Origin of the sequence: Streptomyces zhaozhouensis (assembly GCF_900230195.1) — a bacterium.
GTDB lineage: Bacteria > Actinomycetota > Actinomycetes > Streptomycetales > Streptomycetaceae > Streptomyces > Streptomyces zhaozhouensis.
This window is the reverse complement of sequence record NZ_OCNE01000017.1, coordinates 1-12,004: the sequence shown is the minus strand read 5'-3', so window position 1 is coordinate 12,004 and position 12,004 is coordinate 1. Positions and strand designations below refer to the sequence as shown.

Sequence of the window (12,004 nt, the reverse complement as noted above, 5' to 3'; positions counted from 1 at the left end):
GGGGGACGGCCGCGGTCGGCGCCGGTCGGCGCCGGACGGGCCTCAGACGCGGCCGGCGTTCCGCGCGCAGTCGCCGCAGGTGCCGAAGACCTCCACGGTGTGGTCGACGTCCACGAAGCCGTGCTCCTCGGCGATCGTGTCGGCCCAGCGCTCCACGGCCGGGCCCTCGACCTCGACCGCCTTGCCGCAGGAGCGGCAGACCAGGTGGTGGTGATGGTCCCCGGTGCTGCACCTGCGGTAGACGGCCTCGCCGTCGTTGGTGCGCAGCACGTCGACCTCGCCGGCCTCGGCGAGCGACTGGAGCGTGCGGTAGACCGTGGTCAGCCCGACGGAGTCCCCCCGGTGCTTGAGCATGTCGTGCAGCTCCTGCGCGCTGCGGAACTCGTCGACGTCGGCCAGGGCGGCCGCCACGGCCGCGCGCTGCCTGGTCGAACGTCCGCGAACCGGCGGTTCTGCCGTCCCCACGGGTACCTCCCTGCCATGTGCTTAGCATCCCCTGCCGGCCCAGGGTAGCCCCTTCCACGGCTTTCCCGGGCCGCGACCGACTACCGGCCTTGCCGGCCTGGGCGGGTGGTCGTCCTCGCCCGGGTGGTGGGTTGCTCGCGCAGTTCCCCGCGCCCCTTCACGGGCGGTGGGCGGCGGCCGACTACCGGCCTTGCCGGCCTGGGTGGGTGGTCGTCCTCGCCCGGGTGGTGGGTTGCTCGCGCAGTTCCCCGCGCCCCTTCACGGGCGGTGGGCGGCGGCCGACGACGCCTCGGTACCGGCCGGGTGGGTGGTCGCCCCCGCCCCGCCGGCAGGCGTTCCGCCGGCAGGCGCCCTGCGGCGGGCCAGCGGCAGCGCCAGCAGCGACACCAGCGCGAACACCCCGATCGCCAGCAGTACGATCGTCGCGCCCGGCGGCACATCCGCGTAGTAGGACGTCGTCGTGCCCGCCACCGAGACCGTCACGCCGAACCCCACGGCCAGCGCCAGCGTCGCCGCGAAGCCCCGCGTGAGCTGCTGCGCCGCCACCACCGGGATCACCATCAGCGCGCTGACCAGCAGCAGCCCCACCACCCGCATCGCCACCGTGACGGTCGCCGCCGCCGTGACCGCCAGCAGCAGGTTCAGCGCCCGCACGGGCAGCCCGGTGACCCGGGCGAACTCCTCGTCCTGGCAGACCGCGAAGAGCTGCCGCCGCAAACCCAGCGTGACCAGCAGCACCAGCGCCGAGAGCACCATGATCGCGGTGATGTCGGCGGGCGAGACCGTGGTGACCGACCCCCACAGGTAGGAGGTGAGGTTGGCCGTCGAGCCGCCGGGCGCCAGGTTCACGATCATCACGCCGCCGGCCATGCCGCCGTAGAAGAGCATCGCCAGCGCCACGTCGCCCCTCGCCCGCCCCGAGGCGCGCAGCAGCTCCATCGCGACGGCGCCCACCGCCGAGACCGCGACCGCCATCCACACCGGGCTGGCGTTGAGCAGGAAGCCGAGGGCCACGCCGGTCAGCGCCACGTGGCCGATGCCGTCGCCCATCAGCGCCTGCCGGCGCTGCACCAGGTAGATCCCGACGGCCGGCGCCGCCAGGCCGATCAGCACGGCGGAGAGCAGCGCCCGCTGCATGAACGGGTAGTCGAGCAGTTCGAGGACGCCGGAGCCGGCGAGCGTGGTGGTCATCACAGGATCCCGGTCTGGAGGGACGGTTCGGCCGAGGGCTCCAGCGCGTCGGCCGGATGGCAGGGGTGGCTGTCCTCCGGCAGCCGCGAGGGGCTGTCGACGGTTCGCTCGACCCGCCCGTGCCCCAGCACCACGGCCCGGTCGATCAGCGGCGCCAACGGTCCCAGCTCGTGCAGCACCAGCAGCACGGAGGCCCCGCCCTCCACCTGGGAACGCAGGGTCTCGGCCAGCACCCGCTGGCTGTCGAGGTCGACGCCGGCCAGCGGCTCGTCCATCACCAGCAGCTCGGGCTCTACCGTCAGCGCCCTGGCGATCAGCACCCGCTGGTGCTGCCCGCCGGAGAGGGCGTCCACCGGCTCCCCCGCGCGTTCGGCGAGCCCGACCCGTTCGATGGCCAGGTCGATCGCCTCCCGGTCGGCCCGCCGCATCGGGCGCAGCCGGCGCCGCGCCAGGCGCCCGGCGGCCACGACCTCCCGCACGGTCGCCGGCACCCCGCCGGCGGCCGTGGAACGCTGCGGAACGTAGCCGACCCGCGACCAGTCGGAGAAGCGCCGCACGGGCGTGCCGAAGAGCGTCAGCCGGCCCTCCGTGACCGGCACCTGGCCGACGACGGCCCGCACGGCGGTGGACTTGCCGGAACCGTTGGCGCCGAGCAGCGCCACCACCTCGCCGCGCCCGACGGTGAGGCTGACGCCGCGCAGCACGGGGCGTCCGCCCAGCTCGGCGGACACCTCGTCCAGCCCTATGACGGGCTCGGCCTCGCGCTCCATGGGTCGCCTCCGCTTTCTCGTGCCGTTTCCTCGTGCCGTCCCGGCGGCGGTCCGCCTCCCGGCGCCCCGCCGCCCCCGCTTCTCACGATGCGGGCCCGCCCCGACCTCGGCGACCCCGCGGCGTGCCGGGTCAGGCGGCGCCGAGGGCCTGCCGCAGCGCCTCCAGGTTGGCCCGCATGACCTCGGGGTAGTCAGCGCCCGGGGAGTCCTCGGTGATTCCCTCCAGCGGGTCGAGCACCGCGGTCTCCAGGCCCAGGTCGTCGGCGAGGGTGCGCGCCGTGTCGTCGCTGACCAGCGTCTCGAAGAAGACCGTGGTCACCCCGTCGGCCTCGGCGACCTCCCGCAGCTCCCGCATCCGCGCCCCGCTGGGCTCGGCCTCCGGGTCGAGGCCGGTGATCGACTCCTCGTGCAGCCCGTAGCGGGCGGCCAGGTACCCGAACGCCGAGTGGGTGGTGATGAACGTCCCGCCCTCGACCTCGGCGAGGCCCTCGGTGAACTCCTGGTCCAGTGCGGTCAGTTCCTCGACCAGCTCGGCGGTGTTGCGCTCGTAGTCGGCCATGTGGTCCGGGTCGGCGTTGGCCAGCGAGGCGCCCACGCCCTGGGCGACCTGGGCGTACTTCGTCGGGTCGAGCCAGATGTGCGGGTCCATGCCGTCGATGTCGTGGCTGTGGTCGTGCCCGTGCCCGTCCTCGCCGTGGTCGTGCTCCTCCTCGGCGTGCTCCTCCTCGGCGTGGCCCTCGTCCCCGTGGTCGTGGCCCTCGTCGGCGTGCTCCGCGTGCTCCTCGGGCGACTCGCCCTCGTGCTCGTGGTCGTGGTCGTGGCCCTCGTCCTCGCCGTGGTCGTGCCCGTCCTCCTCCTCGGTCCCGTGGCTCTCCAGGGAGGTGAAGCCGGTCGCCTCGGCGACCTCGCCGGTGGCCGACTGCTCCACGGTCTCGTCCACGGCCGGCTGGAGGCCCTTGAGGTAGACGATCAGGTCGGCGTCGGCGACGGCGGCCGTCTGGCGCGGGCTGATGTCCAGGTCGTGGGGCTCGACCCCGGGGCCGGTGAGGGTGCTGACCGAGACGTGCTCCCCGCCGATCCGCTCGGCGAGATAGGTCATGGGGTAGAACGACGCCACGACGTCCAGCGTGCCGTCGGAGGACCCGCCCCCGCCGCCGTCGCTCTCGTCGTCGTAGAGGCCGCAGCCGCTCAGCCCGATCAGGCTGGAGGCGGCGAGAGCGGCGATGGCTATTCGGCTGCGGGAGCGACGTCGTCCGGTCATGACAGCCATTTTCAAGTTCGGTGGAAACGATTGTCAAATGGGTCAAGTGGGTGAACGAAAGAGATCTTGAGGCGAACGGGAACTCCCGGTCACGGCCCTCTATCCACCGGTAACGCACCCCGTGGGCCGATACCCGCCAACCGATTTGCCGACGCCCTGGGAGACGCCGGTAACCTGAGGCGATTCCCTGTCTCCCCTCGTCCTGAAGAGAGCACCGTGGCCGCCGACAAGATCGACACTATCGTCAGCCTCAGCAAGCGCCGTGGCTTTGTCTACCCCAGCAGTGAGATCTACGGCGGACAGCGCGCCGCCTGGGACTACGGCCCGTTGGGCGTGGAGTTGAAGGAGAACATCAAGCGCCAGTGGTGGCGGGCCATGGTGACCTCGCGTGACGACGTGGTGGGGATCGACTCCTCGGTCATCCTGGCGACGGAGGTCTGGGAGGCGTCCGGCCACGTGGCCACCTTCACCGACCCGCTCACCGAGTGCACCTCCTGCCACAAGCGCTTCCGGGCCGACCACCTGGAGGAGGCGTACGAGGCCAAGCACGGGCACCCGCCGGCGCAGGGCCTGGCCGACGTGAACTGCCCCAACTGCGGGAACAAGGGCGCCTTCACCGAGCCCAAGCAGTTCTCCGGGCTGCTGGCCACCCACCTCGGCCCCGCCCAGGACTCGGCCTCCATCGCCTACCTCAGGCCGGAGACGGCGCAGGGCATCTTCACCAACTTCGCGGCCGTGCAGCAGACCTCGCGCCGCAAGCCGCCGTTCGGCATCGCGCAGATGGGCAAGTCGTTCCGGAACGAGATCACCCCGGGCAACTTCATCTTCCGCACCCGCGAGTTCGAGCAGATGGAGATGGAGTTCTTCGTCAAGCCGGGCGAGGACGAGCAGTGGCACGTCTACTGGATGGAGCAGCGCTGGAACTGGTACCGCGACCTCGGCCTCGCCGAGGAGAACATGCGGTGGTTCGAGCACCCCAAGGAGAAGCTGTCGCACTACTCGAAGCGCACCGCGGACATCGAGTACCGCTTCCGGTTCGGCGGCTCCGAGTGGGGTGAGCTGGAGGGCGTGGCCAACCGCACCGACTACGACCTCGGCGCCCACGGCAAGGCCTCCGGCCAGGACCTCAGCTACTTCGACCAGGAGGCCGGCGAGCGCTGGATCCCCTACGTGATCGAGCCGGCGGCGGGCGTGGGGCGGACCATGCTGGCCTTCATGCTCGACGCCTACTGGGAGGACGAGGCGCCCAACGCCAAGGGCAAGATGGAGAAGCGCGTGGTCATGCGCTTCGACCCGCGCCTGGCCCCGGTCAAGGTCGCGGTGCTGCCGCTCTCCCGCAACCCGCAGCTCTCGCCGAAGGCCAAGGAGCTGGCGACGGCGCTGCGCCGCCACTGGAACATCGAGTTCGACGACGCCGGCGCCATCGGCCGCCGCTACCGCCGCCAGGACGAGATCGGCACGCCGTTCTGCGTGACCATCGACTTCGACACCCTGGAGGACAACGCGGTGACCGTCCGCGAGCGGGACACCATGAAGCAGGAGCGGGTCTCGCTCGACCAGGTGGAGAGCTACCTCGGCGCCCGCCTGATCGGCTGCTGACCAGCACCGGAACGCACCGGGACCACACCGGGAACGCACCGGGGCCGACGGCCGGGACCCTTGCGGGGACCCGGCCGTCGGCCGTTCGGCGCGCGGGGCCGCACAATGGGAGGGCCGCCCGCCGGGAGGCGGCCCGACGCCGCCGCAGTGAGGAACGTGAGGAACGCCCGATGTCCCAGCCGTTGCAGATCGGCCCGCACACGGTGGACCCGCCCGTGGTGCTGGCGCCCATGGCGGGGATCACCAACGCGCCGTTCCGCACCCTCTGCCGCGAGTTCTCCGGCGGGCGCGGGCTCTTCGTCAGCGAGATGATCACCACCAGGGCGCTGGTGGAGCGGAACGCGAAGACCATGCGGCTGGTGCACTTCGACGCCGCCGAGAAGCCGCGTTCCCTCCAGCTCTACGGTGTCGACCCGGAGACCGTCGGCCGCGCCGTGCGCATGATCGCCGACGAGGACCTGGCCGACCACGTCGACCTCAACTTCGGCTGCCCTGTTCCCAAGGTGACCCGCAAAGGCGGCGGCTCCGCGCTGCCCTACAAGCGGCCGCTGCTGCGCGCGATCCTGCGCGCGGCCGTCGGCAACGCGGGCGGGCTGCCGGTCACCATCAAGATGCGCAAGGGCATCGACGACGATCATCTGACCTACCTCGACGCCGGCCGCATCGCGGTCGACGAGGGCGTCACCGCCGTCGCGCTGCACGGCCGCACCGCCGCCCAGCACTACGGCGGCGAGGCCGACTGGTCGGCGATCGCCCGACTGAAGGAGGCCGTGCCGGAGATCCCGGTGCTGGGCAACGGCGACATCTGGTCGGCGGACGACGCCGCGCGGATGGTGCGGGAGACCGGCTGCGACGGCGTCGTGGTCGGCCGGGGCTGCCTGGGCCGGCCCTGGCTCTTCGCCGACCTGGTCTCGGCGTTCGCCTCCGGCGGGGGCCCCTCCGGTGGGGAACCGGTGTACGCGCGGCCGTCGTTGCGCGAGGTGGCGGCGGTGATGTTGCGGCACGCGCGGCTGTTGGGGGAGTGGCAGGAGGACGAGGCGCGCGGCGTGATCGACTTCCGCAAGCATGTCGCCTGGTACACCAAGGGCTTCACGGTCGGCTCCGACCTGCGTCGGGCGCTGGCCGTCGCCGGTTCGCTCGACGAACTGGCGTCGCTGCTGGACCAGTTGGACCTCGACCAGCCCTGGCCGGTCGGCGCGGACGGCCCCCGGGGCCGCACCTCAGGCCGCAACCGGGTCACCCTCCCCGACGGCTGGCTCGACGACCCCCACGCGGACGCCGCGGTCGCGGCGGACGCGGAGTTGGCCACGTCGGGAGGGTAGTAACGGCAGCGACTACCGACCTTGCCGGTCGGGGTGGGTTGTCGGCGTGAGCCCGCTGTGTGGTTGCTCGCGCAGTTCCCCGCGCCCCTGTGACGCCGGTGGGCGGTTTGGGGGCGCGGGGAACTGCGCGAATGCTGGGTGGCGGGGGTTGGTCGACTACGGAGCTTGGTGGCTGGGTGGGTTGTCGGCGTGAGAGCGCCCCTGTCCGGTCGCGGGGGCGGACGTCAGCCACCTGCTGCCGTCGCCCCCGGCAGGGCCGCGCGGCAGTGCCTGAGTGCCAACGGGACCGCCGCCGCCCATGACTGGGGGGAGCAGGCGTGCGGATAGGGCACCGGAACGGGGTGGGCCTCGCGGCCGTAGCCGGTGATCACCTCCGGCATCCGGTAGCCGTGCGCGGCGGCCAGCGCCAGCAGCCCGTCGGTCAGCGTGGCGGCGCGCTCGTGGTGGCCGGCGCGGGCCAGGCCCAGCGCGGCGATCGCGCTGTCGTGCGGCCAGACCGCGCCACGGTGGTAGGCGAGCGGGTGGTACGCGTCCTGGCCGGCGGCCACCGTGCGGATGCCCCAGCCGGAGAAGAACTCGGGGGCCAGCAGCCGTTCGGCGACCGCGTCGGCCCGCTCGCCCTCCAGCACGCCCGTCCACAGCAGATGGCCCGCGTCCGAGCCGAGCGTCCCCACCCGGCGGCCCTCGCCGTCCAGGGCCAGCGCGGGGAACCGCTCGTCGGGCAGCCAGAAGTCGCGCAGGAATCGTGCCCGCAGCGCCTCGGCGGCCTCCGCCAGGCGTGTCGCCCACGCCGCGTCGCCCCAGACGTCACGGGCCAGTTCCGCGGTGCGGACCAGCGCCGCGTAGGCGTACCCCTGCGGGGCCGCCGCCACGATGGTGCCGCGCGCCGGGCTGCCGTCGGGGAAGCAGATGGCGTCGGGGGAGTCCTTCCAACTCTGGTTGGCCAGCCCGCCCTCGTCGGCCCGGTACCGCAGATAGCCGTGGTCGCCCAGGCCCGCGTGGTCGAACATCCAGGAGACCGCCGCGCGCGCCCGGCGCTCCAGACGGTGCGCCAGCTTGTCGTCCCCCGTCCGCTCCGCGTGCGCGCCCAGCAGCAGCAGGAAGAGCGGGGTGGCGTCCACCGAGCCGTAGTACCGGCCGTAGGGCACCTGCCCGAAGTACGCCAGCTCCCCGTTGCGCACCTCGTGCACGATCTTCCCTGGCTGTGCGATGCGTTCCGGCTCCGCGTCCGCCGCCTGCGTCGCCGCCAGCGCGAGCAGGGTGTCGCGGCCCAGGTCGGGGTGGGTGTCCAGGGCCAGCAGCGAGGTGATCAACGCGTGCCGCCCCAGCAGCGTCAGAAACCACGGCACCCCCGCCGCCGGCACCCGCAGCTGCTCGGCGTCGGGGCCGAGGGCCGGCATCCGCAGCGCCTCCAGGTCGGCCGCGCCCTGCGCGCAGGCGCGCCCCAACTCGCCGCCGCCGTACGCCACCGGCTCCGGCGCCGCCGGCACGGGCGGCGGCGCGGTCAGCGGCACCGGCACGCCGTGCGGGTAGGCGGTCACCGTCAGCCGCAGCGTGGTGCCGCCGCGCGGCGGCAGCTCGATCCGCCAGCACAGCCGGCGCGCGCCGCTGCCGGTCTCCTCGACGGCGTCGGGCGCCGGGTCGGCCGTCACGACCGTGCGCGAGTGCCACTGCTGCCGCAGATAGCCGAACTCGACGCCGTCCGGCCGGCTCTTCCTGGTCCGCACCGCGTGCGGCTTCTGGTACCAGCGGTGGTCGTCGCGCAGCTCGAACTGGTCGGCGAAGTCGGCGTCCACGGTGAGCGCCAGCAGCACGGAGACCGGCCGCGCGCCGTTCCCCTCGACCCGGATCTCGTCGACCAACTCGCCCTGCGCCACGGTCTGTTCCCGGAAGAGCGTGATGCCGGGCACGTCCGAGCGGCCGGCCGGCTGGGTGAGCACGGCGCTCGCCCGCGCCGGCGTCTCCCCGGTCGGCCCGGTCGGCGTCGCCACCAGCACCGTCGGCGCCACTCCGTCCACGGTGAGCTGCCAGCGGCTGAGGTGGCGGGCGTCCCGCGCGAAGAGGCCGTCGGGACTGACGCCGCGCTCGCCGGTGATGTCACCCCCCTCGCCCACGGCTGCGAACGTGCCGTCCCGGACGAGCAGGCAGTGGTGCGTCGGGATCACCGCGACTCCTTTGGTCCTTGAGGTCCTCAAGCGCATGACGGGAGGGGGCGGGCGTTGGCACCCGTGACAACGGCCTGCCCCGCGAGCGGCGGGTCAGTCCACGGCGACGGCGATCCTTCGCCCCTCCGCCGGCAGCGCGGCGGCTGAGGGGCCGCCGGTCAGCAGGTCGATGGTGACGGCCGCCGTCCAGCTGAAGTCGCGCGTGCCGCGCGCCTCGCCCGAGACCGGGTCGACGTACTCGGCGTAGTGGGAACGCGCCGCCAGGTGGATCAGCTCGGCGCGCAGCCCGTTGGCCAGCGACAACTCGCCCTGGCGCCGCAGACCGCGCTCCACCAGCCAGTTGACGTTGAACCAGGCGGGTCCGCGCCAGTAGCGGGACGGGTCGTGGGCGTGGCCGGTCAGGTCGTAGCTCGGCACCATCCGGGTCGTGTCGCCCAGGCCGAAGCGCGGCCCGCGCGCCGTGCGCACCAGCGCGCGCGCCGTGCGCTCCGGCAGACCCGGCAGCACCAGCGGAATCAGCCCCGCCGCGCTGTGCTCCCGCACGGTCTCGCCCGCGATCACGTCGAACGGCAGGAAGAGGCCGGACTCCTCGTCCCACAGCCGCTTCACCAGCGCGTTGGTCAACTCCTCGACGCGGACCAGGTGATCGGCCGGGTCACGCCCCAACGCCCCCGCGATCTCGGCCAACGCGTACTCGGAGAGCACCAGCAGCGCGTTGACCCCCGGGTCCTCGACGGCGAACGGATGCCCGCAGTCGTGGTCCCGGTAGCCGTGGTCCCGGTAGTTCTCCGCGAGCCGCACGTAACGGCCGTAGTCCAGGTCGGTCGGCCGGTCGTCGGCCCGGCTGTGGTCCAGGTCGGCGCGGTGGAACGTGTCGCTGCCGACCGGCTCGATCCGCGACAACGGCGGGTCCCAGCACGGGCTGTTGTCCATCCCCGACTCCCAGGGGTGCACGATCGACGCCAGCCCGTGGCCCCCCAGGTCGCGGGCGCCGGTCAGATAGCGCTGCCAGGCGACCAGCCTCGGATACACCCGCCGCAGAAAGCCTCGCTGCCGCGACGACGCCGGGTCCGCCCGGTGCACCAGCCACGCGGCCAGCGCGTGCACCGGCGGCTGCACCAGCCCCGAGGTCTCGGTGCCGCGCGGCGCGCCGCACGCGGCGCCGGCCGACGAGGAGCGCCAGAAGTCCGGGCTCGGGAAGTACGCGGCCAGCGGCACCGAGGGGTTGAAGACGATGTGCGGCACCCGCCCGTCGTCCCACTGCGCCGCCAGCAGCGTCTCCAACTCCCGCTGCGCGCGCAGCGGCCACAGGTGCCGCAGCCCGATCGCGACGAACGCGGAGTCCCAACTCCACTGGTGCGGATAGAGGGAACGCGAGGGAACGGTGGAGGCGCCGACCCAGTTCCCCGTGAGTACGCGGCGCGCTCCGTTGTATGCGGTTGTGTGCGGGCTGGTGGACTGGTCAGCGCGATCCACGTGATCTCCGAGGGACGGTGGCGCCGGCGTCCGGGGCACGACGGCACGCGGTGTTATGTCGAAGGTACCGTAGGGTTACGTCTACTTAACACGCAAAAGTACCGCTGTAATATCTACTTCACAAGCTTCCGGGGGTGAGAGATCCGCCCCAGGGGAAGGCAGCGGGCATGAACCAGTCGAGCGCGGGTCACCTTCTGCGGCTGATCCGTACCGGCCGCGCGACCACGCGGGGAGAGCTGCAACGCGTCACCGGGCTCTCCCGATCGACCGTCGGCGGACGCCTCGACCAGCTCTTCCGCGCCGGCTGGGTCCGGGAGAGCGCGGGCGACCCCGTGGAGGCCCCCACCGGGGGACGCCCCGCCGTGCGGCTGCGGTTCGACACCCAGCACGCCGTCGTCCTCTGCGCCGACCTGGAGACCCGTCACGCCCGCGCGGCCCTGCTCGACCTCGGCGGCACCGTGCTCGCCGAGTACTCGGGCGCGCTGCTGATCAACCAGGGCCCGGACGAGGTCATCGAACGGCTCGCCCAGTGGTTCGCGTTGCTCCTGGAGAAGGCGGACGTCCCGCTCGACGCCGTCTGCGGCATCGGCCTGTCCGTTCCCGGCCCGGTGGACGCGCGGCTGGGGCAGGTGGTGCAGCCGCCGATGATGCCCGGCTGGGACCGTCACCCGATCGTGGAGACCATGCGCCGCGCGTTCACCGCCCAGGTCGGTGCGGGCGCGGCCGGGATACCCGTGCTGGTGGAGAACGACGCCAACCTCATGGCGTACGCCGAGCAGCGCGAGGGCTACCCCGACTGCTCGGCGTTTCTGTTGCTCAAGGTCTCCACCGGCATCGGGGCCGGGATGGTGGTCGACGGCGAGATGTACCGGGGCTTCGACGGCGCCGCCGGCGACATCGGCCACATCCGGCTGGGCGACCACCCCGACGCGCTCTGCCGCTGCGGCTCCTACGGCTGCCTCGCCGCCGTGGCCAGCGGGCGCGCCCTCGCGGAACAGCTCACGGCGGCCGGCGTCCCCACCGCCTCCGGCTCCGGCGTGCGCGAGCAACTCACCGTCGGCCAGCCGGACGCGGTGCGCCTGGCGCGCGACGCCGGGCGGCTGGTCGGCGGCGTCCTGGCGACGGTGGTCACGCTGCTCAACCCCGGCGTCCTCGTGATCGCCGGCGACCTGGCGGGCCCGCCGTTCCTCACCGGTGTGCGGGAGTCGCTCTACCAGCGGGCGATGCCCAGGACGACGGCGTACCTCCAGGTCGTCACGTCCCGCCTCGGCGAACGCGCCGGCCTGACCGGCGCGGCGGCGATGGTCGTCGAGTCCCTTTACGCCCCCGACCGCGCGGACCGCCGCCTGAGCGAGATGCCCTGACCGACCGGCGCTGCCCCGGTGGGCGGCCCTGGGGTACGCGGAGCCGCGCGGTGCGTCCGCGACGGGAGTTGGCCGACCACGGGCCTCGCCGCCCTGGGCGGTGGTCGCCCCGGCGGCGAGACCGGCGTGACTCCCGCCACGTCTGATCGCCGAAACGCTCAGATGAGCGAGATCCGGGGTAACCTCCCGCTGTCAGGGCAGACACCCTCCCCGCGACCCGCTCGGGTCGCCGGGAACGTCGTGGCCCGCCGCCACCTCTCAACCCTCAGCGGCGGCGGGCTGGGACGGTCGTTCGTGTGTGTCAGTAGGCGCTGTCGACGTTGTCCATGGAGCCGTAGCGGTCGGCGGCGTAGTTGGCGGCGGCGGTGATGTTGGCGACGGGGTCGTAGAT

General features: G+C 73.3%; 9 protein-coding genes and 1 pseudogene. 3 read left to right on the top strand and 7 right to left on the bottom strand.

Annotation, left to right across the window (positions count from 1 at the left end; genetic code table 11):
• Positions 1 to 42 precede the first annotated feature (42 nt).
• The 4 genes from CRP51_RS21175 to CRP51_RS21160 all read right to left on the bottom strand — a co-directional run bounded on the left by CRP51_RS21175 (position 43) and on the right by CRP51_RS21160 (position 3,696).
• Positions 43 to 465 (bottom strand): Fur family transcriptional regulator, encoded by a 423-nt coding sequence (locus CRP51_RS21175; RefSeq protein ID WP_097232883.1) that lies wholly within the window; start codon positions 463 to 465, stop codon positions 43 to 45.
• Positions 466 to 723: 258 nt separating this feature from the next.
• Positions 724 to 1,656 carry a metal ABC transporter permease gene (locus CRP51_RS21170; protein ID WP_097232882.1) on the bottom strand — a complete coding sequence of 311 codons (933 nt, stop codon included), beginning with the start codon at positions 1,654 to 1,656 and terminating at the stop codon, positions 724 to 726.
• Positions 1,656 to 2,426, bottom strand: coding sequence for a metal ABC transporter ATP-binding protein (locus CRP51_RS21165; RefSeq protein WP_097232881.1), 771 nt, complete (start codon positions 2,424 to 2,426; stop codon positions 1,656 to 1,658). The genes CRP51_RS21170 and CRP51_RS21165 overlap by 1 nt, the downstream gene beginning before the upstream one ends.
• A 130-nt stretch (positions 2,427 to 2,556) precedes the next feature.
• A complete protein-coding gene (locus tag CRP51_RS21160; RefSeq protein ID WP_097232880.1) occupies positions 2,557 to 3,696 on the bottom strand; it encodes a metal ABC transporter substrate-binding protein in 1,140 nt (379 codons plus the stop codon).
• Positions 3,697 to 3,903: 207 nt separating this feature from the next.
• Between CRP51_RS21160 and CRP51_RS21155 the strand changes: the two genes are divergently transcribed.
• Both CRP51_RS21155 and dusB read left to right on the top strand, forming a co-directional pair.
• A complete protein-coding gene (locus CRP51_RS21155) occupies positions 3,904 to 5,286 on the top strand; it encodes a glycine--tRNA ligase (RefSeq protein ID WP_097232879.1) in 1,383 nt (460 codons plus the stop codon).
• Positions 5,287 to 5,456: 170 nt separating this feature from the next.
• Positions 5,457 to 6,608: a tRNA dihydrouridine synthase DusB gene (gene dusB, locus CRP51_RS21150; RefSeq protein ID WP_097232878.1), complete on the top strand. Its 1,152-nt coding sequence runs from the start codon at positions 5,457 to 5,459 to the stop codon at positions 6,606 to 6,608.
• A 224-nt stretch (positions 6,609 to 6,832) separates the two neighbouring features.
• Here dusB and CRP51_RS21145 read toward each other — a convergent pair whose 3' ends face one another.
• Positions 6,833 to 8,770 (bottom strand): amylo-alpha-1,6-glucosidase, encoded by a 1,938-nt coding sequence (locus CRP51_RS21145; RefSeq protein ID WP_097232970.1) that lies wholly within the window; start codon positions 8,768 to 8,770, stop codon positions 6,833 to 6,835.
• 96 nt (positions 8,771 to 8,866) lie between these two features.
• The gene (locus CRP51_RS21140; RefSeq protein WP_107500853.1) at positions 8,867 to 10,249 is read right to left on the bottom strand and encodes an MGH1-like glycoside hydrolase domain-containing protein; all 1,383 of its coding nucleotides are present in this window, start codon (positions 10,247 to 10,249) and stop codon (positions 8,867 to 8,869) included.
• A gap of 167 nt (positions 10,250 to 10,416) precedes the next feature.
• Here CRP51_RS21140 and CRP51_RS21135 point away from each other — a divergent pair, with 167 nt between their 5' ends.
• Complete coding sequence (locus tag CRP51_RS21135) at positions 10,417 to 11,613, top strand: ROK family transcriptional regulator (RefSeq protein WP_097232877.1); 1,197 nt, start codon at positions 10,417 to 10,419, stop codon at positions 11,611 to 11,613.
• Between the two features lie 301 nt (positions 11,614 to 11,914).
• Here CRP51_RS21135 and CRP51_RS29690 read toward each other — a convergent pair.
• A pseudogene (locus tag CRP51_RS29690) lies at positions 11,915 to 12,004 on the bottom strand (transglycosylase SLT domain-containing protein); the annotation flags it as partial.